Genomic DNA, 24,063 nt, shown 5'->3' with positions numbered 1-24,063 from the left:
GGCGGCGCTGCCGATGGCGCGACGCGTCGGCGGCGCCGCATCGGGCTTCGCGGCCTACTGCTTGTCCATATACGTCAGCGCGGACGCCACCAGCGCGCGCACGCCCACGCGCAGCGCGCTTTCGTCGATGGCGAATTCCGGCGAATGGTTGGGAGCGCCGCTTTTGTCGCCGAATGGCGAGGCATTGATGAACCAGAAGACCGAGGGCACCTTGCCGCTGACGCCATAGGCGCCGAAGTCCTCGCTGCCGGTGGATGGCGCCGGCATTTCAACCGCCTGGCCGGCGCCTGCCGCTGCCTGCCACGCAGGTACCAGACTGTGGGTCAGGGATTTGTCGTTGTCGACAACCTCGTAGCCGGTATATATGTCCACCTTGGATTTCAGGCCATAGGCCTGCGCAATATGCTCGGCGCGTGCGCGGATCGCCTCGTGCACGATGCGTTGGTTGTGCGATGAAAGCGAACGCACCGTGCCTGCCAGTTCGGCGCTTTCGGGCAGGATGTTGGGGCGCCGCCCACTTTGCAGCATGCCGATGGACAGCACGGTGACGCCGTCGGACTGGTCGACCTTGCTGCTGGTAATCCCCTGCAACGCCAACGTCAGTTCGGCCGCGGGTACCAGCGCCGGATTGGCGGTCCATGGCCGGCCGCCATGGCCACCCTTGCCATGCAGCGAGATCTCGAAGCGGTCGCCGCTGGCCATGGTGGGGCCGGCGCGGTAGGCGATGGAGCCGGACGGGGCGCCGGCGCTGATGTGCTGGCCGAATACCACGTCCACTTTGGGATTCTCCAGCACGCCTTGCGCGATCATGGCCTTGGCGCCGCTGGGCTCCTTGTCGGGCCCCCATTCCTCGGCGGGCTGGAACAGGAAGACGATGGTGCCGGGCAGTTCCTCGCGCATCGCCGACAAGGCCTTGGCCGCGCCCAGCAGCATTGCGACGTGAGTGTCGTGGCCGCAGGCGTGGGAAACCGAGACCTGCTCGCCGCGCCAGGTGGCCTTGACCTGCGAGCGGAACGGCAGATCGTTGCGCTCCTCGACGGGCAGGGCGTCCATGTCGGCGCGTAACGCCACGACAGGTCCCGGCTTGCCGCCCTTGAGCACGGCTTTGATGCCGGTGCGTGCCACGTCGGTCTCGATGGTGATGCCGGGCATGGCGCGCAGGGCATCGGCGATGTACTTCGCCGTTTCCGTCTCCTGGAACGACAGTTCTGGATGCTGGTGTATGTGGCGCCGCCATGCGATCACGTCGGGCTCGGTCTGGTCGGCCTGCTGCAATCCGTTCCGTAGCAGGCCGGCGCCGGAGGCGGCGACAGGCGTGGCCAGTGTCAAGCCGACAAGGGAGGCGAGAAGCCGGTTGGTTACGCTCATGCCTTGCTCCAATCAAGTGTTCGCCTCGGGCCCCCGGGGCATGGGTAAGGGTTGCTCAGCGCTGTGCGCAGGCCGCGATCGCGCGTGCGACGTACTCGATGTTGCTGTCCGTCAGGCCTGCAATGCACAGCCTGCCGGATTTCAGCAGATAGACGGCATGCTCGCGGCGCAGCGCTTCAACCTGCTGGGGGCTGAGCCGCATGTAGCTGAACAGCCCTTGCTGGCGCTCGATGTAGTTCCAGGCCTCGGGTTCGCCGGTCAGCAGCGCCAGCGCATGGGACAGGCGCGCGCGCAGGCCTACAAGCCGCACGCGCATCTGCTCCAACTCTTCGGCCCAGGCGTGGCGTAACTCGGGCTGGTTCAGGATCGTGGCGACGAGCGCGGCGCCGAACGTTGGAGGCGTGGAGTAATTGCCGCGGATCAGCGTCTTCACCTGGCCCAGCGCGCGGTCGGCGGCGAGTTTGTCGTGGCACACGATGTTCAGCGCGCCGCAGCGTTCGCCGTACAACGAGAAGTTTTTGGAGAATGAACTGGCGACCAGGCATTCCAGGCCGGCGCGCGCCATCATCCGGATGGGTTTGGCGTCGGCGTCCAGACCTTGGCCGAATCCTTGATAGGCCAGGTCGAAGAAGGGGATCAGGCCCTGGCGCGCAAACAGCTCGGTCAGCAGCTCCCACTGTTCTGAAGACAGGTCCACGCCGGTTGGGTTGTGACAGCTGGCGTGCAGCACCACGATGGAGCCGGCTGGCAGGGCTTGCAGAGCGGCCTGCATCTGCGTGAAACGCACGGTGGCGGCGGCAGGATCGTAGTACGGGTATTCATGCACTGTGAATCCCGCCTGGCGGAAGATCTGGCCGTGGTTCTCCCAGGTCGGATCGCTGACCCAGACCGCAGCGTCGGGGCAGGTGCGGCGCAGCAGGTCCGCGCCCAGCTTCAGGGCGCCGGTGCCGCCGACGCTCTGCACCGTCACCACCCGCTCTGGATCCGGGCCGTCCGCGCCCAGGACCAGGGATCTGGCGGCGTTGCGATACGGCGCCGATCCCGGAATGGGCAGGTAGGGGTGCGGCTTGCCCGCCTGCACGAGCATGTCGCGCGCCTGGCGCACGGCGCGCATCACAGGGATGCTGCCGTCCTCGGCAAAGTAGGTGCCGATGCTGAGGCTGACCTTGTGGGGAGCCGGATCGTTCTGGAAGGCTTCAACTAGCGCGAAGATCGCGTCGCCGGCCGCAGCGGGCAAGGGGGAGAAAAGGGACTGCATGGAGCTGCCTCGTGAGAAAGATGCGGCCGTGGCGGGCCAGGATGTCAGCGTGACGCTTGGATCTGCACCGCCAGCGTGCCGATGCCTTCGATCGTCGCGCTGATTTCGTCGCCGACATTGAGGAACGTGCCTTGCGGCGCGCCCACGCCGGCGGGCGTGCCGGTCAGCACCAGATCGCCGGGCTCCAGCGTCATGATGCGGCTCAGCGTCACCAGCTGCTCGCGGATGTCGAAGACCATGCCGCTGCTGCGGGCGTCCTGTTTGACTTGGCCGTTGACGCTCAGCTTCAGGCCCAGGTCCATGGGATCGCGAATGAACGCCGCGGGCACCAGCCTGGGTCCGAGCGGGCAACTGGTGTCGTGCGCCTTGCCGGCCACCCAATCCAGTTTGTAGAAAGTGTCCGGCGCTTTGTTGAGATCGCGGGCCGACATGTCCACGGCCACCGTATACGCCGCCACATGGTCGAGCGCGTCTTCCAGGCGCAGGTTCCTGGCTGTCTTGCCTATCACCAGCGCCAGTTCGATTTCCCAGTCCAGGCGCTGGCAGCCGATGGGCATGTGTACCGTTGCGCCCTCGCCGACCACGGCTTGGCGCGGCGGCTTGAAGAAGAAAAACAGGCGCTGCGCGGATTTGTCCGCGGCATTTGGCACATTCATTTCCGCCAGATGGTCATGGTAGTTGGCCCCCGCGCACAGCACCTTGCCGGGATACTGCAGCGGCGCCAGATGGCGGACCGGACTGGCGACTTCATGGCCCGCGAGCGCCGCGCGGCGGCCGGCCGCCAGTTCCAGCAGCGCCAGCGAGCTCGGCCAGTCCTCGAAGAGCTCCCGGACGGATGCGTCCAGCGCCGGAAGGTCCAGGATCCGCGCGCAAGCGGCCAGCGGATAGTGGCTGCCATCGATCTCCAGGCAGGCGACGGGACGGGACGCGACGTCGAGAGTGGTCAATGCAAACATGGGTATTGATCCGGTGAGATGGAAGAGAGGGGAGGGGCGTCGCTCAGTCGATCACGAAACCGGACTGGGCCACCGTATCGCGCCATTGGCCGAGCTGCTCGCGCGCCAGCGCATCGACGGCTTGGGGTGTGCCGCCGGCTGGCCGCATGCCTAGCTCGGCGATACGCTTGGCCACGTCAGGCAGGGCCAGGATCTCGTTCACCGCCGTGTTCAGCTTGTGGATGACCGGCTCCGGCGTGCCTGCCGGCGCATACAGCCCCGCCCAGCCCGAGGTCTCCAGTTCGCCCAGCCCCAGTTCGCGCATGGTCGGCGTTTGCGGCAGCGCCGGTTCACGCCGCGCGCTGAAAGTCGCCAGGACGCGCAACTTGCCTGCCTGCGCCAACGGGACCACTTCGCCGGCGTCCATCACGATGGCATTGATATGGCCGCCCAGCAGCGCGGTGACGGCGTCCTTGCCGCCCTTGAATGCGATGTGATCGAGCGGCGTATCCAGGCGCTTGGCCAAGGACACGCCCAGGAAATGCTGCAGGCTGCCGGTGCCGGATGTGCCGTAGAACGTCTTGCCCGGATTCTGCCTGGCCCAGGTCCGGAAATCGTCGAACGAAGCGATGGGGCTATCGGCTGCGACCGCCAGCACGATGTCCCAGCTCACCAACTGGGTCACCGGCTTGAGGTCGGTGAAGGGGTCGTAGCTGAGCTGGCGGAACAGGTGCGGGTAGAGGAAGATGGCCACGCCGGGGGCCACCAGCAGGCTGTTGCCGTCGGGCGCCGCGCCCTTTACCGCCTGGATGGCGATTCGCGTCTGTGCGCCAGGGCGGTTCTCCACCACTACCGGCCGCTCCAGATGGCTGGGAAGCTTCTCGGCCACGATCCTGGCTATGGTGTCGAACGAGCCGCCGGCTGGCAGGCCGACGACCAGCTTTGCCGGCTGTTGCGCATGGCCGCAGGCCGCCATGAACAGGCCGGCCAACGCCAGGTACTTGAGTCGGGTGATAAGGGAGGTCCCGCCAGGCATGGCTGTCTTCATCTTGTCTCCACGGTCTTTTTATCTGAGTTTGACCCTGGCCAGGATTGTAGATGCCTGGTGAAAACCGTCTAATGAAGATTAGTCATCGGGTGAAAACTGAAAGGAATGGCTGAATCCCGCAATGATGCTGTTGTTGGCGCCTAGGGACAGATGGGCTGGTCGCGGCGGGCGCCAGCGTTCCAGTCCACATCAAGCGCAGATATCGGCGAAACCTTTCGCGTCCCGTTGTCGATGCATACGAGGCCGGCCTTCCCCGTGGCGACCGCGCGCCCGCTCTGCTTCTCCGTCAGGTGAAACTCCAGATCGAAGCCGTACTTGTTGAAGTTGGCGGGTGCGATTTCGATACGCAATACTTCTCCGTGGTGGCTTTCGGACTTGTATTGAAGGGCAAGGTCCGCCACTACGAAATGATGTCCCTCGATGTCTCGTTCCTGATAGCCCAACGAGTTGATGAACCTGACCCTGGCCTCCGAGACCAGGGTGATCAGCTGGGCATGGTCGAGGTGTCCCCCGTAGTTGATGTGGCCGGCATAGATCTGGATCTCGGTGGCGTAGGGGTAGTGGCTTCTGGGTTCGAACAAGAGGCGTGGCACGAGAGGACGGCTAAAAGAGTGTGTATTGAGGCGATGAATCCCGCGCCCCGCCTATTGGGGCTAGCAGCGGCTGCTGTCAGTGGCGGAGTCAAGCCGCGCGATCAGGGCGGGCAGCTCTCGTTTAAGCACCTTGCCCATGGGGTTGCGTGGCAGTGATTCCAGGATAAACCAGTGCCTGGGGACTGCGTAGTCAGCCAGCCATTGGATGCAGTGCGCCTCCAGGCGCTCGGCATCCAGCGCCGCGCCGGGCCGGAAGACGATGCAGGCTGCCGCTTCCTCGCCCAGCTTGGGATGGGGGAACGGGATCACCGCGACTTCCTGTATTTGCGGCAGGCGCTGCAGCGCATTTTCGATGGCGGCGGATGACACCTTCAGGCCGCCGCGATTGATCACGTCCTTGCTGCGGTCGACGAAGCGGAACAGTCCGTCCTTGTCCTGGACCACGATGTCGCCGGTGTGCAGCCAGCCGTCGCGAAAGGTGTTTGCGCTTTCCTGCGGGTTCTCGAAGTAGCCCTGGGCCATGCTGGGGCCGCGAAAGCAAAGTTCGCCTGGCTCGCCCGCCGGGACGGGCTGCCCGTTCTCGTCCACCGCGCGCAACTCGCAGTTGGGCATGGCGGCGCCGATCATTCCCGCCTTGGCGGGCAGCCAGTGCGGCGGCAGGCTCGCGCCCGCAGGTCCGCTTTCGGTCATGCCCCAGATCTGCATCTGGTCCGCCCAGGGCCAGGTCTGGGCTATGCGTTCGATGGCGGCCACGGGCATGGGCGCGCCGCCATAGGCGATCCGCCGCAGGCGTCCCAGGGCGTATGTTCCGCGTTCGCATTCGTCCAGCATGTACTGGATCACGGCGGGCACGCCATGGTAGACGGTGGATTGTTCGGATTCCGCCAGGCGCAGCCGGTCAGCGTTGCCGGGCAGATGCTCCAGGACGAAACCCGCGCCGTGCACCCAGGAGGACATGCATCCAAGATTCAGGCAGGAACTGGTGAAGAACGGAAAGGCGCCCTGGTAGAGGTCGCTGGTGCCCAGCCCGACCGCCTGGCCGACGGCGAATCCGGCGGCGATCATGCTTCGATGGCTGTGGATGACCGCCTTGGAGCGGGAGGTCGTGCCCGAAGTGAAGAGCAGGCATGCGGGCGAGTCCGGTTCCAGGCCGACGACCGCGGATAGACCGGCGTCCGTGCCGTGCAAAGGGTCTTGCCATGCGGTCGCGGCATCTGCGGGTGCGTCGACCTGCACTTGCCGGGCGCGCGTCAGGCGCTGCAAACGGGCGGCCGACGCCATGCCGCAAACCACCAGGGCGGGGTTCACCAAGTCCAGCGCGTGGACGAGATCGTCGTCGGCGGCGCGCGTGTTCATGGGCACGGCGACCGCGCCTATGGCGAAGCAGCCCAGCGCGGTCAGGACAGCTTCCCGCCCGGCATCGTTCGCCAGGTAAATGGCGACCCGGTCGCCGGAGCCGATGCCGACGGTGCGCAGCCAAACGCCCATCCGGCGCGAAAAAAGTGCCAGCTGCGCGTAGGTCAGGCGATCGCGGAAGCCCTGGATCGATTGCGCCGACAAGGCGACCCGATGGGGCTGTTGCCTGGCCCGCAGTTCAAGCAGCTGTCCCAGGGTCTTGCCGGAAAGGGCATCCCACGAAGGCGGGAGCGGATCATCGTGTGGCGCTTCGGATTCCATGGTTCTTGCCTCTGCTGCGGTTGGACGATGGGATCACGCCTGCGCGAGCAGGCGCGGCGCATCATGGCTTTCCTGCGTGGCGGCGCGGGCCTTGAGGACGTGCTTGAGCACCTTGCCGGTGGCGGTGCGCGGCAGATCGTCCACCACGAACATGCGCTCTGGAAATTTCTGGCGAGCCAGCCTGGCGTCTTCCAGATAGGCCAGAAGACCGGGAAAATCCAGTTCGCGTCCGGGCCGCAGGACCAGGTAGACGCAGGGTGTTTCGCCCATCCTGGCGTGGGGAAACGCGACTACCGCGGCCTCCTGGATGGCAGGATGCTGATGCAGGAGATCTTCGATCTCCTTGGGGCTGATATTCTCGCCGCCGCGGATGATCAGATCTTTCTTACGGCCGGTTACGGTGATGTAGCCGTTCTCATCGATGTAGCCCAGATCGCCGGTGTGGAAATAGCCGTCCGCATCGAAGGCCTCTTCGGTATCGCTCGGGTCGGTATAGCCCAGCATCACTTCCGGTCCTCGGGCCGTGACTTCGCCGGCCAGGCCAAGCGCGAGCGGCGCGCCGTTCTCCGGGTCCACGATGCGGACCTCGTGGTTGAAAATCAGGCCGTCGGTCGTGGCGCCCCTTTCCGCCGGGTCGCCTTCGGCGATACCGAGCGAAATGGTGGGCGCCTCGCTGCTTCCGTAGATGCGGAAGGTCTTGCAGTTCGGCAGTACGGCATTGGCGCGTTTGACGACCTCGGGTGGCACAGGGGCGCCGCCGCTGCCATAGAGCCGCAAGGAGGGCAGCTGGATGCCGCGCCGGTCGACTTCGGCCACCAGCTCGACCAGGAAGGGCGTCGCGCCTATGCTGAACGACGCTTGGTGCCGCTGGATCGCGTCCAGCGCGGCGCTCGCCTCCCAGCGCTCCATCAGCACGGCTTTGGTTCCCTGCAGGAAGGGCAACTCCAGCGCATACAGATAGCCCGTGATATGGGTAACCGGAGACGGCATGAGCAATACATCGTCCCTGGACAACCCCCAGAAGTCCGTGACGGCCTGGACTTCGGCGCGGAGGGTGTTCTGGCTGTGCAGAACGCCCTTGGGGTTCCCGGTGGTGCCAGAGGTATAGAGCAGAAGCTTGACGGCGTCGGGGTCGGTGCGGGCGAACGGCTCCAGGGGGGCATCGCGGCCTGCCCAGGAAGCATACGAGGCCAGCCCGTCCGCTTCGGCTCGAACCAGGACCAGGTGCTCCAGGTGAGGCAGATCCGGACGCAGCCGCTGGATCATTTCAAGGTAGTCGATGCTGCGGAAGCGATCAGGAATGAACAGGACCCTGGTCTTCGAATTGGCAAGGATGAACTTGAGTTCCGCATCGCGATAGATGGGGACGATGGGATTGCAGACGTACCCGCCGATGGCGCAGGCCAGATTGATGGCCAGTGTTTCGCGCCAGTTTGGCAGTTGGAAGCTGACGACGCTGCCGGGCCGCAGGCCACGGTCGCGCAATGTCCCCGCGAGGCGCAGCGCCTGATCCCACAGCTGCTGAAACGTCAGTACGCCGGAGTCGTCCGCCACGGCGACCTGGTCCGGGTAGTCGCGTGCGCATAGCCGCGCGCTCTCCGCCAGCGTGATGTTCTGCCACCGGCCGTCACCCGCATAGCGGGCCGCCATGTCTGGGTCGAGCCGCGTCTGCCAGCCACTCGCGTCTGTGTGCATTCCTGTCTCCCGCATTGTTTTTGCCGGCGCCCGCCTGCGTGGACGGGGCCGTGCCGATTGCGTTCAGCTCAAGCCGCCGCGCACCAGCTTCATATAGGTTTCGACCACCGATTCCGGCAGGGTCACGCCTGCGCCGCTTTCCGCTTCCGCGTCCTTGACGTAGCGCAGGTAGAGATAGCTGCGTGCCGCCATGAACATGTAGGCCAGGGTTTCCAGTTCCTGTTCGCGGTAGTTGACGATCTCTCCGGCCTGGACTCCTCTGGACAAGGCGTCGACGTAGTGTTGCGTGATCAGCTTGAAGTGCGCCAGGTACGCGACCGGCGCCGCGATTTCGGCTTCGTTGAGGATGCGGAAAAAACCCGGGTGGTCCTGCAGATACTTGAAGAACGCGCGGAATCCTCTTTCCTCCATGTCCAGCACATTCGCCGCGCCTTTCACCTGGCTGCGGATGAAGACCAGCATGTCCTGACCGACATGGGGCAGGAGTTCGTCGAACAGCGCTTGGCGCGATTCGAAGTAAAGATAGAACGTGCCTTGCGCGATCCCCGCGGCTTCGGTGATGCGGTTGATGGACGCATCGCCGTAGCCGTGCTTTCCGACGACCTGAGCCGCAGCGCGGAAGATGGCCGCCCTGGTTTCTCCGGCCCGTTCGTCGCGGGTTTGTTTTTTACGAGGACGGCCCTTGGGGCCGGCGGAAGGGGACGCGGAGGGCGCCGATGCCGGTTTATTCGGGTTGCGTGCAGTCATGGAGCATCATCAGTGTGTGACAAGTTCAGACCGCCAGATAGCGGTCGGCAATTTCAGGGTGGGCGTCGAAGTGATTCCAATCGCCCTCGAACACGATTCTGCCAGTATCGATCACGAATACGTAATCGGTACACTGCCGCGAGAACCACAGGTTCTGTTCCGCCAGCAGCAGCGCGGCGCCTTGCTGTTGGCGGGCCCGATTGACCTGCCCGGCCATTTGCTGGACCAGCAAGGGGGCGACGCCTTCCGTGGGTTCGTCCAGCAGCATGCACTTCGGTCTGGACATCAAGGCCCGCGCGACCGCCAGGATCTGCTGCTGTCCGCCGCTGAGTTGGTTTCCCATGCGCATCCGGAGTTCGGCAAGCGCTGGAAATAGTCCGTAGGCCTCTTGCAGCGGCAGGCAGCCCCGCGGGCCGCTGGCATGCCGCGCCAGCAGCAGGTTTTCCTCCACGGTCAGGTGGCTGAATATCCTGCGGTCTTCCGGCACCAGCGCCAACCCGGAACGCGCGCGCGCATGCGTGCCGATCTGCCTGAGATCGCTGCCCATGAAGCGCAGCGTGCCATCGACGGTGGGGCCGCCGCCCACGATGCTCTTGAGCAAGGTCGTCTTGCCCGCGCCGTTGCGGCCCAACAGGGCGACTCCCTGGCCGGCGCCGACCTCGATGCCGACGCCGTCGAGGATGAGGCTGTCGCCGTAGCGTGCGCGCAGGTTTTTCACTTCAAGCACTTTGCACCTCGTGGCCCAGGTAGATTTCCCTGACTTCGGGAGAGGAACGCACGTCCTCGGGCGTTCCGCTGGCGATGATCTCGCCGTAGTTCAGCACGGTGATGCGGTCGGCCAAAGAAAAGACGACGTCCATGTCGTGCTCGGTCAGCAGGATCGAAATCCCGCGTTCCCGCACCACCGATTTGATGGTTTTCACCGCCGCCGCCCTGTCTGGCGGAGACATGCCGGCCATCGGCTCGTCGAGCATCAGGAGTTTGGGCCGCAGCGCCAGGCTCATCGCGAGTTCCAGCCGTTTCCGGTCGCCGTAGGCCAGCACTCCCGAGACGTGATCGCGCTGCGAGGCCAGGCCCATTTTCTCCAAGGCGTCCAGGGCTTCGTCATAGACATCGGCGGCGGGCGCGATCCGCCAACTGAAGCCGCCGCCCGCGCCCTGGTGGCGGCGGCTGGCCTCGACGGCGACCACCATGTTTTCCAGCACGGTGTCTTCGCCGAAGACGCGGGCGACCTGGAAGGTCCGTCCCACGCCCAGGCGCACGCGCTGGTAGCCGTCGATGCCTTCGACCCTCTTGCCCGCGATCGAGATTTCACCCGCATCCGGCAGGAGTTCGCCGCTCAAGGTTTTGAACAAGGTGGTCTTGCCTGCGCCATTGGGTCCGATGACGACATGCGTTTCACCTTGCTGCATGCGCAGCGTTACGTCCTTCAGGACAGGAATGCTGCCGTACGCCTTGTAGAGTCCGCGCGCGTCGAGTATGTGCGTAGTCACGATGTCTGCCCCTGAATCTTCGAGCCGGAGCCGCCGTTGGCGGATTTCCCGCGCCGGCTTGCCGCGAACAGGCGCTGCGCGCCGCCAATGACGCCGCCGGGGAACGCCAGCACCACGATCAACAGCACCGCGCCTATCAGGATTTCGGAGAGGCCGACGATGTTGCGGGTCATGTGTTCGAGCCCGATGAAGATCACCGCCCCGGCGACGGGCCCCCAGAAGTAGGCGACTCCGCCCACCAGGCAGAACAGGATGGGCAGGGCGGAATATCCCCAGTGCGCGATTTCCGGCGTGAGCAGCTGGGCCGCCGGCGCGTACAGGCCGCCGGCCAGGCCGGCGAACGCGCCGCTGGCTACAAAGGCCGAGAATCGCATGGCGTGGACATTGATGCCGAGAAAGCGCACCCGCTCGGCATCCTGGCGGATGGCCGCCAGCAGCCTTCCGTACCGGTTGTGCCACAGGATGTACAGGATCAGGCCCAGGAGCGAGACGCAGACCAGCGTGACGTAGTAGAGGTTGCTGCCTTTTGCCAGGTCGAGGCTGAACAGGCCAAATTCCACGACCGGCCGCTTGATGCCTGTCATGCCGTCCTCGCGGCCCAGGAGATCCGATTTCGAAATCAAGATGTGCACCAGCTCCGCCAATGCGAGCGTCAGGATGGCGAAGTAGATGCCGCTGGCGCGGCGCAGGGCGACGACGGCGACGGCCGCGGCGACCAGCCCTCCCGCAATGCCCGCGGCCAGCCAGGCAAGGGGGAAGGGCACCTGGGAGTAGCTCTGCAGCAGCAGGCCGGTGGTGTAGGCGCCAGCCGCGAAGTACGCCGCATGGCCGAAGCTGACCATCCCGGTCAGGCCGAAAACGAGATTGAAGCTCAAGGCGAAGGTGGCGTTGATCAGCACCACCGACGCGAGAAACACCAACCCCTTGTCCGCCCACCACGGGACGCTGGCGAATAGCCCGATCACCACGCCCGCTACCGCGAGGTCGAACGAGCGCCGGCTTGTTGTACTGGCAAGCTGGTTCATTACCGTAGCCCCTTCAAAAGTCCTTGCGGACGCCACATCAATATCGAAATGAGGGCGATATAGAAGAACAGGCCGGGCACTTCCGCGAAGACGCGGTCGCCTATCGCCGTGATGATGCCCAGAAGAATGGCGGCAAGGAAGGCGCCGCGGATGTTTCCCATGCCGCCGACGATGATCACGCCGAAAGCCTGAATGATCAGGGCGCTGCCCATGTTCGGGGACAGGCTTTGGTTGACGGACAGCAGCGCGCCGGCGGCGCCAGCCAGCGCGATGCCCACGACCACGGTGCCCGTCAGCACCAGGCGCACGTTCACGCCGAGCAGCGAGGCCATCCAGGGATCGACCGCCACCGACTGCACGGTTTTCCCCAATTCAGTGCGATGCACGAGATAGTCGAGAAGGAGGAAGGCGAGCACGCCGCAGCCGATCACGAATAGCACGAAGTTGGGGGCCAGCACGCCGGCGATCTCGGTCGCGCCGCGCAATACCGGCGGAGGCGGCACGCTGAGAAAGTCGATGCCCCAGATCACCTTGACCGCGCCCTGGCAGAGCAGCAGCAGCGCGTAGGTGGCGATCAACGAATAGGATTCACTGACGCCCCTGAGCCGCTGGAACACCAGCCTGTCCATGGCGGCGCCCAGCACGCCCAGCGCTACCGCGCACACCACGGTGGCGAGCATGAAAGCCCAGAAGGAAGGCTCTCCAAGCCTGGCCAGCAGACTGTATGCCAGGTAGGCTCCCAGCATCACGAAGCCGCCATGTGCGAAGTTCAGGACGTGCAGGATGCCAAAAACCAGCGTGAGGCCGGCGGCGGTCAGGAAGACCGTCATGCCCCACGACAGGCCGTTGAGCGTCATCAAACCGTATTGGTCCATGATTCTCCGCCCTTTCAAGCAGCCCGCAAGCTCAAGGCCTTTCCGGGCGTGGCCGGGTCGATCACGTCCTCGCCGGGGATGCGGATGACGTCCACGATCTCGAAGCCTTCCGCTGCCTTGGCCGACCCGCGCAGGCGGTACATGACAACGGGCTTGATGGCCTGATGGTCTTCCTTGCGGAAGCGGCGAGGTCCGGTGGCGGTTTCGAACGTGACCGATTCAAGCGCATTCAGAACTGCCCCGGTATCGGCCGAGCCAGCCGCCTGCAGCGCGCGGGCGTAGGCCATCACCGCGGCATGCCCCTCGGAAATGAAGCCCAGCGTGAGCGGATCCTTGGCTCGGCGCACGGCTTCCGCCTGGAGCTCGCGGCTGACCGCGATGTCCTCGAACGCACCCGCGTACCAGTGCGTTCCCACCCACATGTCCGGCAGATCCTGTTTCATGGCCTTGGCCACGATCATTTCGTTGGCCGAGTCCACGATCAGCTTGGCCTTCTTGAAGAAGCCGAATGGTTCGGCCTGCTTGTACAGCGTCACGGCGTCGCCGCCATACACGGAGATCATGAAACCCTCGGCCGGGGTGGACATGGTGGCGGTAATGGCGTTGCGATAGTCCGCGGCGCCGTACTGCGTCTTCACCGGCGGCGCGATCACGGGTTGCTTCTGGGTGAGGGCCGGATAGAACTCGCGCAGGCCGTCTTCGAAGCAGCCCCAGGTGGTGCGGCCGTACTCGTGGTCGGGAATGACGCCGGCCCAGCGGTTGACGTCCGGATAGCGCTGCGCGGCCATCTTGGCGAGGGCGCGCTGGCGCATATAGGGATTGTCCGTGACACGGAAGTAATTGCGGACGAAGTTCTCCTTGGTGAGCTTTTCAGAGTGCGCGGCGCAGGTGATCAGCAGCGTCTTCTCCTGTTCCAGGATCGCGGCGATCGCCAGGGCCACGGCGCTGGAGACCACGCCGAACAGCATGTTCACGCCGGAGCCCGCCAGCTCGCGCGCGGCGACGGTCGCGTCCGCGGGTTTGGCTTTGTCGTCCCGGATGACCAACTCCAATTTCCTGCCAAGGACGCCGCCCGCCTGGTTGACCTGGTCAATGGCGATCTGCGCACCCAGCAGCATGGGCTGTCCCAGCGGCGCCTGGGCGCCGGACAGCGATGAAATGAAGCCCAGTTTGATGGACGGACTGGCTTGCGCAAAGGCGGCGCGGCTCCACAGGCTGCCGGCGGCCGTTGCGCTTGCGCCGCCCAGGGCGCCCAGTATCTTGAGGACGTTTCTGCGATCCATGTTCATGTCTCCTTAGCTTTTTTCTGCTTTGTTGTGCGGGGCTCGCCCCAGGGAACTTCAGATCAACCAGGCCTATGTCATGCGATGCCGATGTCGCCCGCGCCTCCAAACGCGGACCAACCGCCATCCACCGGCAGGGTTGCCCCCGTGATGAAGGATGCCCATTCCGAGGACAGGTAGGCCGCGGCATGCGCGATCTCCCTGGGATGGCCGAGGCGGGCCAGCGGCGTTCGCCGTGCTATCTGTCCGGTGTCCACCTTGTTTTCGCGTATCAAGGTTTCGACCAGGGGCGTGCGGATATAGCCGGGCGCGATGCAGTTCACGCGGATGCCCAGGCTGCCCCACTCGCTGGCCAGCGATTTGGTCAGCATGATCACGCCCGCCTTGGACGCGCCATAGGCGTTGCGGCGGGGAAAGCCGCCCAGGCCGACGATGGACGAGATGTTGATCATCGATCCGGAGCGGCGCTGCGCCATGTGTGCACCCACGGCCTTGCACATGAGGTAGGTGCCGGTCAGGTCCACATCCACGATCCGCTGCCAGGATTGTGCGCTTTGCTCCAGGGTCGGGGTGTAGGTGTCGGGTATGCCGGCGCAGTTCACGAGCACGTCGATGGCGCCCATGGCGTCTATGGCTCCCGCCGTGGCGCGCAGGCAGTCTTGTTCCACGCAGACGTCCGCCTGGAACCGGGTAATGGTGTCCGGTTCCGTCGCACCGTGCGGCTGGAGGTCAGCTGAACTCACTTGCGCGCCGAGCTCCAGGAACAGATCGACCACCGCCGCTCCGATGCCGCTTGCGCCGCCGGTGACCAGCACTTTCTTCCCGGCCAGGTCGATTGAGGGCTTGTCAGGCATAGGCTCCGGACCACTTGTAGATGTTGTTGCGCTGGACCGCGGAGGAGCCGCCGATGATGGGCAGCAGCAGGGCGTCCCGGACATAGCGCTCCGCGTCGAAATCCTTGACGTAGCCATAGGCGCCGAAGATGGTCTGGCATTCCAGCGCGACCGAGCGGGCGGTTTCCGTGGCAAAGAGCTTCGCCATGGATGTTTCGACCCCGCAGCGCTGGTGTTCGTTGGCCATCCAGGCGGCGTGGTAGAGCACGAGGCGCGCGGCATGCAGTTGTGTCTTCATGTCGGCCAGCTTGTGCTGAATGGACTGGTAGTGGTTGATGGTCTTGCCGAATTGCTGGCGTTCGCCCGCGTAGGCCCAGGCATCGTCGAGCGCGGCGCGGGCGATGCCGATGCCGATGGCGGCGACTTCGAGCTTTTCCACGTCCAGGCCCGAGCCCACGATCATCTGCCAGCCGTTGTTCCAGCCGGCCTCGCCGCCCATCACATTCTCGAATGGCACCTCCACGTCCTCGAAGATCACGTCCGTGGTCGCGGCTCCTTTCATGCCCAACCCTTCGATGGGCGTGATCGTCACGCCTTTGGTGTCGGGCGGGATCATGATCATGGACAGATTCTTGTAGCGCTCGCCCTCGCCGCCGGAGCGCACCAGCGCGTAGATGTAGTCCGATATCGCCGCGCCCGAGCAGAAGCGCTTGGCGCCATTGATCCGCACGGCGTCACCCACACGTTCGGCGCGGGTCTTGACGCTGGCCAGGTCGGCGCCGGCGTCCGGTTCCGTCCAGCCGTAGGCAAAGACGAGCGTACCGTCCACGACCTTGGGCAACAGTTCGGCTTTCTGCGCTTCCGTGGCGCATTCGACCAGATTCATGCCCGCGTAGCAGGCGCTCATGATGTAGGGCACCGATACCGCCAGGCTGCGCCTGGACAGTTCTTCGATGACGACCATGGTGGCTAGGATGTCGCGGCCCGCGCCGCCATACGCTTCGGGCACGGTGAGCCCCATGACGCCGAGGCGCGCCAGTTTGTCGAAGACTTCGCGCGGGAAGTGGTTGCGCTTGTCCCAGTCGGCGGCGGCGCCACGCGGCATTTCCTTTTCGACGAACCGCTCGAGCGTGTCGCGCAGCTGCCGGATGTGATCGGGTTCCGTGAAGTTCATCAGTGGCTCTCTACTTTCCAGAGAAGACCGGACTGCGTTTTTCGCGGAAGGCGTTCACAGCTTCTTGATGGTCCTGGGTGGAATTGGAAAGCGCCTCGTAGGCCAGGGAGGCGTCCATGATCGAGTGCGCCAGCTGCTTCAGGCCGATGTTTGCGGATAGCTTGGTCCAGCGGATGGCCTTGGTAGCGCCCGCGGCCAACTTGTCCGCGAACTGCCCCACGCGTTGCTCCAGGTCCGCCGCGGGGACCACATGATTGATCAGGCCGATGCGTTCCGCTTCCGTCGCGGTCATCAGGTCGCCGGTCATCAGGTATTCCTTGGCGCGCGCATAGCCGATCAGTTGCGGCCAGATGACGGCGCCGCCGTCGCCAGCCACATAACCAACACTGACGTGCGGATCGCCGATCTTCGCGGCGTCCGAGGCGAAGATCACGTCGCAGAAAAGCGCGAGCGTGGCACCCAGCCCTGTCGCGTGCCCATTCACTTTTGCGATGACAGGCTTTTCGCAGTCCAGCAACGAGAACACGATCTGCTTGCCTTCGCGGGCCGTCTTTTCGAACGCGCCGGGCTGGTCGATCATTTTCTGCATCCAGGCTATGTCGCCGCCGGACGAAAAGGCCCGGCCCGCTCCCGTCAGGATCACGACGTCGCATTCCGGGTCGGCCGAAACATCGACGAAGACCCGGGCCAGCTCTTCGTGCATGGCTTCATCGACGGCATTGAGCTTCTCGGGCCGGTTCATCGTGATTTCCAGGACGCGCTTGCGGCGTTCGAACGTCAGGCTCTTGTACTCAGCAAAGTTCATCTAGACCTCGTGTGGAGAGCAGGAGACGCCAGGAGTCTCTTGCGTGGAGTTCGCCTGGAAGAGCCGGCGCGCGTGCCGCGTCATGGCAAGTCGTCAGGCGGTTGGTGCATTCTGGCAAAAAATGAACAATGAGTCATTATTCATTTTTGGTTTTTTGATGGGTGTTTTCCCTAGTCGGAGAGCTGGCGCGGGCCAGACTTTTCCCTGCCGGGTGCGGTACGCCCGGCCTGGCGCTCGTCGCACCTGATTCGCTTATTCCGTGATTTCCGCGGCCGACCAGACCGCAATCCGGTTCCGTCCCGAATTCTTCGCCCAGTACAAAGCCTGATCGGCCTTGCCCATGACCTTCTCGATGTCGAAATCATCCGACGGCCACAGCGCGATGCCGATGGAAACCGTGACATGCCCTACCGCCTGGGGCATGGCGTGGTTGGCCGTCGCCGCCCGGATGCGCTCGGCCACCCTCTCGGCGGCGTCGCGCGAGGCGTCCGGCATCAGGACAAGAAACTCTTCGCCGCCGACGCGGCACGGCGCGTCTTCCGCCCGGACGCAGGTCCTCAGGATGGCCGCCAGCGCGATCAGCACCTGATCGCCAGCCGCATGCCCGCAGGTGTCGTTCACGCGCTTGAAGTGGTCCAGGTCCAGCGCGAGCACCGCGAAAGGCCGGTTGGTCTGCCGCAGCGTGGCGATTTGCAGCGCCAGGCCCCTGCGGTTGATGAGACCGGTCATGGGATCGGTGATGGTGTCCGCGTTCAGCTTGTCGATGCGGCGGGTCTGGGAACTCTGGCTCGTTGTCACGGCATTCCTGAGCCGCGCGGCTTCGTAGTACCAGCCCTTGATCTTGTCCAGGTCGCCGGCCGAGGCGCCGGGCTGATCCCTTTCGATGACCTGTGCCAGTTCCTCCAGCGGCCGGGAGATCCAGCGGCCCAGCAGGTAGACGACCAGGAACATGATCAATCCGACCGGCAGGGCGTAGAGCACGATCCTGCCGGTCAGGCTCTGCAGCGGACTTAGGGTTTCGTCCAGGGGCCGCTGCGCCACCACGCCCCAGCCGCCGTTCTTGAGCGCGGCGTACCCGGCCAGCAGATGCGTGCCGCGCGTATTGACCACGGGCATCGCGCCGGTTTCTCCGCGCAACACCGCCTCGACCACCGCGTTGTTCCGTTCGCTGGTGCCGATGCGCTCCTTGTCCTTGTGATAGATGATGTTGCCGTCGCCATCGACCACATACAGGTAGGAGCCGTCGCGGTAGAAGTGATCTCCCACCAGCTTGTCGAACTCGTTGCCTTGCCTGAGCGACATGGCAGTGAGGATCGTGCCGGCGTAGGCGCCCTGGGCATCCTTGTAGGGCTCCGAGAACGCCAGTATCAGCTGGCCCGCCATGCCTACGTAGGGCGTCGAGATCTGGCCCGTCAGTTTCTTGGGGCCGGACGCCAGTTGCTGGCGCACCAGCGTCTTGCCTTCGAAGTCCGGATTGGCCGGAACGGTGGCCAGGATGGTGCCGTTCTTGTCGGCGATCGCGGCGGTCATGGCGCCGTCGGTCTGGTGGACCAGGCGCGCAAGTTCATCGTCCATGGCGGACCTGGAGCCCAGCAGGCCAGGCGCGCGTTCGGCGGAGAGGACCAACTGCCGTTGTATGGATTCGATATAGAGGTCGGTGACCTCGGCCAGCTTGACCGCGTAGGCCCGATTGGCCTCCAGGGTGTTGGCGATCAGTTGCTCGCGCTGCACCAGGTAGGCCGCATACAGCGTATTGACGAAGGCGATGATTCCGCTCGCGAGCGCGAGCACGGTGACGAGCCGGCGCAGCTTCAGTCTGGGCATCGCGGCGGTGGCCAATGCGGGGCTCCTTCAATACTCGATCGGTCGATTGAATCGGCGCCTTCCGCAACGCTGGGGACTCAAAGAAGAAGGGCGGCCTTGCGCACAGAGCGATCAGTTTTGCGGCAAGCCTGCGGCAAGTCAAGAGCATCCGCGGCTGCCCGGCAGCCAGGGCGCGCGGCCAATTGTCCGTTGCGCAATCACGGGTGTTCGCTGCGCAGGCACTGGCGGTGGGCATGGCAGGGCGCCGCCCGGCGATGCCGCGGGCTGGCGCGGTTCTTGCTTCTGCTATGGGATGCGGCGCGATCCCTCCTCTCGGGCGGGACGCAGGCATGGATACCAAACCACCTGGAGGAAAAATTGAACTTTACCCAGACCGAAGAGCAGGTCATGTTGCGTTCAGCGGTTGAACGGCTCGTGCAGTCCTTGTGCACTCCCGAAAAGGTGCGGCAATGGGACCGCGACGGCACGTATCCGGAGGAAGTCTACGCGGCCATGGTGGACGCGGGCTTTGTCTCCATGGTGGTCCCGGCCGAGTACGGCGGCATGGGCAGCCCGATGTCCGATTGCATCATTCTCTACGAAGAGGTCGCCAAGCCCAGCGTGGACTTCGCCACGCGCATTGCGCTGCAGGCCTGGGGCTGCTCGATCCTGGCGGATGTGGCGCCGGAAGAACTCAAGCGCGAGATCCTGCCGCGCGTGGCGCAGGGCCAGGCCAAGCTTTCGTTCAGCCTGACCGAACCCAACTCGGGGTCGGACGCGGCGTCATTGACCACGAGCGCGCGGCGCGACGGCGATGACTGGTTGATCAACGGCCAGAAGGTGTTTTCCAGCGGCGCGGACGCGCCCGACAACCATATCGTTCTCGCCGTCAGGACCGCGAAGAGCGAAAAGCGGCACGATGGCATTTCCCTGTTCCTGGTGCCCAACGATCTCAAGGGCATCACCATCCGGCGTCTGGACGTCATCGGCCGCCGCGTATTGGGTTTGTCGGAGATCTACTTCGATGACGTGCGCGTGCCCTCCCGCTATCTGCTGGGAGAGGAAGGCAAGGGCTGGGGATACATCGGACGCCATCTCGAGCGCGAGCGCATCACGCTCGCTGCGAACTACCTGGGCTGCGCCAGCAGCGCCTTGAATGACGCCACGATCTACGCCCAGGAAAGAAAGCAGTTCGGGCGTCCCATCGGCCAGTTCCAGGCCATCGCGCACATGCTGGCCGATATGGCGACCGAGGTGGAGTGCGGCCGCTGGCTGACCACCATGGCCGCCTGGCGCTATGACAACGGCTTGTCGTGCCGCAAGGAGGCCAGCATGGCCAAGCTCTACGTTTCCGAGATGCTTCAGCGGGTCACCGCCTCGGGCATGCAGATCCTGGGCGGACACGCCTACACCACGGATCACGCGATGCAACGGCATTGGCGCGATGCCCGCAACGCGACCGTCGGCGGCGGCACCTCGCAGATTCAGCGCGAACTGATCGCGCGGGAATTGGGACTGTAAGCGCTTGACGGCAGGGCGGCCCGGTAGCGGGCCGCCCTTTGAGGGGCGATGCGCCGGCCGCCTAGTCGGCGGTGATGCCTACCTTCTTGATGATGGCGCCCCAGCGTTGCGTTTCATCGCGGATCACCCGGGTCGTTTCTTCCGGCGAGCTGCCCACGGCCTCCATGCCGCGCACGCGCATGGCCTCGCGGAACTTCTCGCTCCTGCCTATATCCATCAGCGCCTTGCTCAGGCGGTCCGTCACCTCCGGCGGCACGTTGGCCGGGGCGAGGATGGCGTACCAGCCGAACACGTTGAAGTCCTTCACGCCGGATTCCTCCACCGTGGGCACGTCGGGCATCAAGGCGCTGCGCGCGTTGTCGGCCACGGCGATGGGACGGACCTTGCCGGACTGGATAAGCGGCAGCGCGCCTCCCACCGTGGCGAATGTCGCGTCGATCCGGCCGCCCAGCAGTTCGGTAAACGCCAGGGACTCGCCCTTGTACGGGATGTGCATGATGGGCATGCCGGTGCGGTCCTTCAGCATTTCCATCGTCAGATGCGCGGTCGAGGCATTCCCTGCGGACCCATAGTTGAGCGCACTGGGATTCTTCTTGGCCCGGTCGACGAGGTCGGCGACGGTCTTGATCGGCTGATCGGGGTTCGTCACCAGCACCAGCGAGAATTTTGCGATCAGGGAGATCGGCGTGAAGTCCTTGAGCGTGTTGTAGGGCAGGTTCGGATACAGAGTGGTGTTGACGCTGGCCAGGCCTTGGCTGGCCAGCGCCAGGGTGTAGCCGTCGGGGCGCGACTTGGCGACGAAGTCCGTGCCGATGATGCCGCCCGCGCCGGTGCGGTTTTCGACGATGACGGATTGGCCCAGGCGTTCCGAAAGATCCTGGGCCAGCGTGCGGGCCAGGATGTCGGAAAGGCCGCCGGCGGCGTAGGGGGTGATCAGGCGTATGGGCTTGTCCGGATAGCTGCCGGCCGCCGCCTGCCCTTGCAAAGCCAGGCTGGCCAGCAGGGCCGCCGCGGCCAGTAGCGGTTTTCTGAAAAAGGTCATTCTTATCTCCAGTTCCGCCTTTCACCGGCGGAAAACACATATGTAGTTATTGTTCAGCCTGCCTCTGCGGGCGGGCTGGCAACATGAACGCAGGGCGCGTCGGGGATAACCTCGCAACATCCGTGCCAGGGGCTGGCGCCGCCCGCCTGCCCGGCAGGGGAGCTATCCACATGCGCGTTGGTGTTCATGGTCCGATCAGCAGTGTATGGGCGGCGCACAGCAGTTGCTCCATCTACTTCCTGCCGAGCCCATGTTCCTTGACGACTTGCAGCGACAGCGCAAGCTGCTCCTTCACATAGGCGGAGAATTCGTCAGGGCCGGATGTCGAGATCGAAATGTGGTGAACGGCAAGCGCGCGCGCCACGTCCGGCTGGGCGAGAACCGCATTGATCTCCGCGCTCAGCTTCCGGCGCAGTTCCGGCCGCATTCCGGAAGGACCGAAGAACCCGCCCCACGGCACCAGCGGCATGTTGGTATAGCCGGAATCGGTCATCGTGGGCACGTCGGGGAACTGCTCCAGGCGTGTCCGGGTGGTGGTCATGAGCGCGCGCACCTTCCCTTCCTTGATGAAGCCCATGGTCGTGGTGGGCGTGGCGAACATGACGTCGATCCTGCCGCCCACCAGATCCACCACGGCAGGCGGCTCGCTGTTGTAAGGGATGTGATGCAGCTTCAGGCCGGCCATGCCCATCAGCTGCGCCATCGCCACGATGGAGGACGAACTGCCGGACGCATAGGTCAGCTTCTTGGGGTTGGCACGCGCGTATTCCACGAACGCGCGGGCCGTCATGAATGGCAGGCTGGTGTTCACGACCAGCAGGAAGGGGAACTCGCCGACCCGGGCGATGGGAGACAGCTCGGTCAGCGGGTCGTAGATCGGTTTGGCATTGAAGGTATTGATGCCGGTGATGGCGGTGTTGGTCGAGAACAGCAGCACGTCGCCCGAGGGATCCGCCTTCATGACCTCCTTGACCGCGATGTATCCTTCGGCGCCGGGCTTGTTGTCGATGAGCACCGCGCGGGACAGGGACCGGCTCAGGTTTTCTCCGATGATGCGCGCCGCGGTGTCGGTGGCCGAGCCCGATTGGAAGGGCACCACGATTCTCAAGGGCCTGTCGGCCGCCCGGGCGGGCCCGGCCAGGAGGGGGGTGGCCAGCATGGCGCCCAGAATGTGTCTTCTGCGAGGGTTCACGATGTTCTCCGGCGGTACAGCAGGGTGGCCGTCATTTCCTGGGCTACCGTGCCGTCGTGCTTGACGCACTGCCGCTGAAAGGTGACGACGCCACGATCCGGCTTGCTGCTGGCCTTTTTGTCGACGACCCGTGAATGCAGCCTGATGGTGTCGCCATGCTTGACGGGGTCCAGCAGTTTCCAGCCGTCGATCTGTAGCAGGGCCAGCAAGGTTCCGTCGTTCAGGCCGCTGGCATACTGCAGGCCGCCCATGATGGCGTACACCAGTGGTCCGTGCGCGATGGGTTCGCCGAATGGCGTGGTCTTGCAGTACTCGAAATTGGTGTGGACTTCGTTGAAGTCGCCCGACAGGCAGGCGAAATTGACGATGTCCGTCTGCGTGATGGTGCGGGCCGGGCTGACGAATTCCTGGCCGATCTCGAAGTCATCGAAGTACCGGCCGCGTGCGGAGGGAGTCGTGGTCATGATTGCGTTGTCCTTGTAATGGTTGCCGGATGCGGCACAGCCGCGTTGAATTCAGCCTTTGTCGCTGGCCAGGATGGCGGTGCCGTGTGAGGACAGGATGCCGCCCTCGTTGTGCACGAGCGCAACCTCCGCGCCTTCTACCTGGCGATCGCCCAGGCCGCCGCGCAACTGGCGCACCGCTTCCACGATGCCGAACAGGCCGCCCGCGGCGCCGGCGTGCGCATGCGAGAGCATGCCGCCGTGGGTATTGATGGGCAGCTTGCCGCCGATGCGCGCATGTCCCTGCTCGAAGAACGCGCCGCCTTCTCCGGGCCGGCAGAAGCCCAGTTCCTCGGCCTCCAGGATGGGGACGATGGAGAAGCAGTCGTAGAGTTCGGCCACGTCGATATCGCCGGGCGCGAGTCCCGCCATTTCGTAGGCGATGCGACCGGATTCGGCCGCGCCGAACTCGGTCAGGCTGGGGGCGCACATCAGATGCTCATGTGTGTGGTATTCGCCTATGCCTTGCAGGTAGGCGGGCTTGCATTTCAAGTCGCGCGCGCGCTCGGCGGACGTCACGATGAAGGCGCCGCCGGCATCCGATATCAGGCAGCAATCCAGCATGCCCAGCGGATCGGCGATGGGCTTGGCCGAGATCACCTGGTCCAGCGTCAAGGGCGTTTTCATGTGCGCGTTGGGATGCAGCAGGGCGTGCGTGCGCGTGTTGACCGCGACATGCGCGAGCTGTTCCCGCGTGGTGCCGTACTTGTGCATGTGGCGCAACGCGATCATGGCGTAGAAGCCGGGTATCGAGGTGCCGTAGGGCTGTTCGAAATAGGGGTGTCCCACCGCCGTCAGCGCCGCCACGGCCGCGTCCCGGCTTTGGCCGGTGGCCCGGTTCTCGCCCGCGCACACCAGGATGGTCTCGGCCTGGCCGCTGACGATGGCCTGCGCCGCATGCTTGAGCATGACGACCGGGCTGGCGCCGCCCACGATCATCGACGCGTTGAGCCTGGGCTTGATGCCGAGGTACTCGCAGATGACCGATCCCAGCATGAAGTACGGTTCAGTGAAGGAATAGGCCGTCAGCACGCCGTCGATGTCGGACACCTGCAAACCGGCGTCGTCCAGCGCGCGCTTGGCGGCCTGGGCGTTGAGGCCCAGGCCCGTCATGTGGGGAACCTTGCCGATGTCCGATTCGCCCACGCCGACGATGGCGACTTTGTTCTTTAGCGATGCGCGTTCTTTCATAA

General features: G+C 64.8%; 22 protein-coding genes. 1 reads left to right on the top strand and 21 read right to left on the bottom strand.

Annotated features, from left to right (window positions below; all coding sequences use genetic code 11):
* Positions 1 to 54: 54 nt before the first annotated feature.
* The 17 genes from BRO63_RS28175 to BRO63_RS28095 all read right to left on the bottom strand — a co-directional run bounded on the left by BRO63_RS28175 (position 55) and on the right by BRO63_RS28095 (position 18,648).
* Positions 55 to 1,368, bottom strand: coding sequence for a M20 metallopeptidase family protein (locus tag BRO63_RS28175; RefSeq protein ID WP_256943425.1), 1,314 nt, complete (start codon positions 1,366 to 1,368; stop codon positions 55 to 57).
* A gap of 55 nt (positions 1,369 to 1,423) precedes the next feature.
* Complete coding sequence (locus tag BRO63_RS28170; protein ID WP_088142950.1) at positions 1,424 to 2,626, bottom strand: amino acid aminotransferase; 1,203 nt, start codon at positions 2,624 to 2,626, stop codon at positions 1,424 to 1,426.
* A gap of 44 nt (positions 2,627 to 2,670) precedes the next feature.
* Complete coding sequence (locus BRO63_RS28165; protein WP_088142949.1) at positions 2,671 to 3,582, bottom strand: fumarylacetoacetate hydrolase family protein; 912 nt, start codon at positions 3,580 to 3,582, stop codon at positions 2,671 to 2,673.
* Between the two features lie 43 nt (positions 3,583 to 3,625).
* A complete protein-coding gene (locus tag BRO63_RS28160; RefSeq protein ID WP_088142948.1) occupies positions 3,626 to 4,609 on the bottom strand; it encodes a Bug family tripartite tricarboxylate transporter substrate binding protein in 984 nt (327 codons plus the stop codon).
* 140 nt (positions 4,610 to 4,749) lie between these two features.
* A complete protein-coding gene (locus BRO63_RS28155; RefSeq protein WP_256943424.1) occupies positions 4,750 to 5,190 on the bottom strand; it encodes an acyl-CoA thioesterase in 441 nt (146 codons plus the stop codon).
* Positions 5,191 to 5,262: 72 nt separating this feature from the next.
* Positions 5,263 to 6,879, bottom strand: coding sequence for a class I adenylate-forming enzyme family protein (locus BRO63_RS28150; protein ID WP_088142946.1), 1,617 nt, complete (start codon positions 6,877 to 6,879; stop codon positions 5,263 to 5,265).
* Between the two features lie 33 nt (positions 6,880 to 6,912).
* Complete coding sequence (locus BRO63_RS28145; protein ID WP_088142945.1) at positions 6,913 to 8,574, bottom strand: AMP-binding protein; 1,662 nt, start codon at positions 8,572 to 8,574, stop codon at positions 6,913 to 6,915.
* 63 nt (positions 8,575 to 8,637) lie between these two features.
* Positions 8,638 to 9,321, bottom strand: a complete 684-nt coding sequence (locus tag BRO63_RS28140; RefSeq protein WP_088142944.1) for a TetR/AcrR family transcriptional regulator — start codon at positions 9,319 to 9,321, stop codon at positions 8,638 to 8,640.
* A 25-nt stretch (positions 9,322 to 9,346) separates the two neighbouring features.
* A complete protein-coding gene (locus BRO63_RS28135) occupies positions 9,347 to 10,048 on the bottom strand; it encodes an ABC transporter ATP-binding protein (RefSeq protein ID WP_088142943.1) in 702 nt (233 codons plus the stop codon).
* Positions 10,041 to 10,814, bottom strand: coding sequence for an ABC transporter ATP-binding protein (locus BRO63_RS28130; RefSeq protein WP_088142942.1), 774 nt, complete (start codon positions 10,812 to 10,814; stop codon positions 10,041 to 10,043). Before BRO63_RS28130 ends, BRO63_RS28135 begins: the two co-directional genes overlap by 8 nt.
* On the bottom strand, positions 10,811 to 11,839 hold the full coding sequence (locus BRO63_RS28125; protein WP_088142941.1) for a branched-chain amino acid ABC transporter permease: 1,029 nt from the start codon (positions 11,837 to 11,839) through the stop codon (positions 10,811 to 10,813). Before BRO63_RS28125 ends, BRO63_RS28130 begins: the two co-directional genes overlap by 4 nt.
* Positions 11,839 to 12,714 carry a branched-chain amino acid ABC transporter permease gene (locus BRO63_RS28120; RefSeq protein ID WP_088142940.1) on the bottom strand — a complete coding sequence of 292 codons (876 nt, stop codon included), beginning with the start codon at positions 12,712 to 12,714 and terminating at the stop codon, positions 11,839 to 11,841. The genes BRO63_RS28125 and BRO63_RS28120 overlap by 1 nt, the downstream gene beginning before the upstream one ends.
* 14 nt (positions 12,715 to 12,728) lie before the next feature.
* The gene (locus BRO63_RS28115; RefSeq protein WP_179215241.1) at positions 12,729 to 13,997 is read right to left on the bottom strand and encodes an ABC transporter substrate-binding protein; all 1,269 of its coding nucleotides are present in this window, start codon (positions 13,995 to 13,997) and stop codon (positions 12,729 to 12,731) included.
* Between the two features lie 77 nt (positions 13,998 to 14,074).
* A complete protein-coding gene (locus tag BRO63_RS28110; RefSeq protein WP_088142938.1) occupies positions 14,075 to 14,851 on the bottom strand; it encodes an SDR family NAD(P)-dependent oxidoreductase in 777 nt (258 codons plus the stop codon).
* Complete coding sequence (locus BRO63_RS28105; protein ID WP_088142937.1) at positions 14,844 to 16,004, bottom strand: acyl-CoA dehydrogenase family protein; 1,161 nt, start codon at positions 16,002 to 16,004, stop codon at positions 14,844 to 14,846. The genes BRO63_RS28110 and BRO63_RS28105 overlap by 8 nt, the downstream gene beginning before the upstream one ends.
* A gap of 10 nt (positions 16,005 to 16,014) precedes the next feature.
* Positions 16,015 to 16,809, bottom strand: a complete 795-nt coding sequence (locus BRO63_RS28100) for an enoyl-CoA hydratase/isomerase family protein (RefSeq protein WP_088142936.1) — start codon at positions 16,807 to 16,809, stop codon at positions 16,015 to 16,017.
* A 252-nt stretch (positions 16,810 to 17,061) separates the two neighbouring features.
* On the bottom strand, positions 17,062 to 18,648 hold the full coding sequence (locus BRO63_RS28095; protein ID WP_088142935.1) for a sensor domain-containing diguanylate cyclase: 1,587 nt from the start codon (positions 18,646 to 18,648) through the stop codon (positions 17,062 to 17,064).
* Positions 18,649 to 18,990: 342 nt separating this feature from the next.
* On the opposite strand from BRO63_RS28095, the gene BRO63_RS28090 reads away from it, so the two are divergent.
* A complete protein-coding gene (locus BRO63_RS28090) occupies positions 18,991 to 20,133 on the top strand; it encodes an acyl-CoA dehydrogenase family protein (RefSeq protein WP_088142934.1) in 1,143 nt (380 codons plus the stop codon).
* Between the two features lie 61 nt (positions 20,134 to 20,194).
* Here the strand turns inward: BRO63_RS28090 and BRO63_RS28085 are convergent, their stop codons facing one another.
* The 4 genes from BRO63_RS28085 to BRO63_RS28070 form a co-directional block, all read right to left on the bottom strand.
* Positions 20,195 to 21,175 carry a Bug family tripartite tricarboxylate transporter substrate binding protein gene (locus tag BRO63_RS28085; RefSeq protein WP_088142933.1) on the bottom strand — a complete coding sequence of 327 codons (981 nt, stop codon included), beginning with the start codon at positions 21,173 to 21,175 and terminating at the stop codon, positions 20,195 to 20,197.
* 232 nt (positions 21,176 to 21,407) lie between these two features.
* Complete coding sequence (locus BRO63_RS28080) at positions 21,408 to 22,367, bottom strand: Bug family tripartite tricarboxylate transporter substrate binding protein (RefSeq protein ID WP_143219522.1); 960 nt, start codon at positions 22,365 to 22,367, stop codon at positions 21,408 to 21,410.
* Positions 22,364 to 22,831 (bottom strand): MaoC/PaaZ C-terminal domain-containing protein, encoded by a 468-nt coding sequence (locus BRO63_RS28075; RefSeq protein WP_020926807.1) that lies wholly within the window; start codon positions 22,829 to 22,831, stop codon positions 22,364 to 22,366. Before BRO63_RS28075 ends, BRO63_RS28080 begins: the two co-directional genes overlap by 4 nt.
* Before the next feature lie 51 nt (positions 22,832 to 22,882).
* The gene (locus BRO63_RS28070; protein ID WP_088142931.1) at positions 22,883 to 24,061 is read right to left on the bottom strand and encodes a thiolase C-terminal domain-containing protein; all 1,179 of its coding nucleotides are present in this window, start codon (positions 24,059 to 24,061) and stop codon (positions 22,883 to 22,885) included.
* Between the last annotated feature and the right edge of the window lie 2 nt (positions 24,062 to 24,063).

It is taken from the genome of Achromobacter xylosoxidans (genome assembly GCF_002192695.1).
GTDB lineage: Bacteria > Pseudomonadota > Gammaproteobacteria > Burkholderiales > Burkholderiaceae_B > Achromobacter > Achromobacter xylosoxidans_C.
Note: the sequence above shows the minus strand (reverse complement) of the source record. Positions and strands in the feature narration are given on the sequence as shown.

What these genes read in the sequence shown, in the direction of transcription:
- BRO63_RS28175 (WP_256943425.1), bottom strand. Translation starts at nt 1,368, where the DNA reads ATGAGCGTAACCAACCGGCTTCTCGCCTCCCTTGTCGGCTTGACACTG.
- BRO63_RS28170 (WP_088142950.1), bottom strand. Translation starts at nt 2,626, where the DNA reads ATGCAGTCCCTTTTCTCCCCCTTGCCCGCTGCGGCCGGCGACGCGATC.
- BRO63_RS28165 (WP_088142949.1), bottom strand. Translation starts at nt 3,582, where the DNA reads ATGTTTGCATTGACCACTCTCGACGTCGCGTCCCGTCCCGTCGCCTGC.
- BRO63_RS28160 (WP_088142948.1), bottom strand. Translation starts at nt 4,609, where the DNA reads ATGAAGACAGCCATGCCTGGCGGGACCTCCCTTATCACCCGACTCAAG.
- BRO63_RS28150 (WP_088142946.1), bottom strand. Translation starts at nt 6,879, where the DNA reads ATGGAATCCGAAGCGCCACACGATGATCCGCTCCCGCCTTCGTGGGAT.
- BRO63_RS28145 (WP_088142945.1), bottom strand. Translation starts at nt 8,574, where the DNA reads ATGCACACAGACGCGAGTGGCTGGCAGACGCGGCTCGACCCAGACATG.
- BRO63_RS28140 (WP_088142944.1), bottom strand. Translation starts at nt 9,321, where the DNA reads ATGACTGCACGCAACCCGAATAAACCGGCATCGGCGCCCTCCGCGTCC.
- BRO63_RS28125 (WP_088142941.1), bottom strand. Translation starts at nt 11,839, where the DNA reads ATGAACCAGCTTGCCAGTACAACAAGCCGGCGCTCGTTCGACCTCGCG.
- BRO63_RS28120 (WP_088142940.1), bottom strand. Translation starts at nt 12,714, where the DNA reads ATGGACCAATACGGTTTGATGACGCTCAACGGCCTGTCGTGGGGCATG.
- BRO63_RS28115 (WP_179215241.1), bottom strand. Translation starts at nt 13,997, where the DNA reads ATGGATCGCAGAAACGTCCTCAAGATACTGGGCGCCCTGGGCGGCGCA.
- BRO63_RS28110 (WP_088142938.1), bottom strand. Translation starts at nt 14,851, where the DNA reads ATGCCTGACAAGCCCTCAATCGACCTGGCCGGGAAGAAAGTGCTGGTC.
- BRO63_RS28105 (WP_088142937.1), bottom strand. Translation starts at nt 16,004, where the DNA reads ATGAACTTCACGGAACCCGATCACATCCGGCAGCTGCGCGACACGCTC.
- BRO63_RS28100 (WP_088142936.1), bottom strand. Translation starts at nt 16,809, where the DNA reads ATGAACTTTGCTGAGTACAAGAGCCTGACGTTCGAACGCCGCAAGCGC.
- BRO63_RS28085 (WP_088142933.1), bottom strand. Translation starts at nt 21,175, where the DNA reads ATGACCTTTTTCAGAAAACCGCTACTGGCCGCGGCGGCCCTGCTGGCC.
- BRO63_RS28075 (WP_020926807.1), bottom strand. Translation starts at nt 22,831, where the DNA reads ATGACCACGACTCCCTCCGCACGCGGCCGGTACTTCGATGACTTCGAG.
- BRO63_RS28070 (WP_088142931.1), bottom strand. Translation starts at nt 24,061, where the DNA reads ATGAAAGAACGCGCATCGCTAAAGAACAAAGTCGCCATCGTCGGCGTG.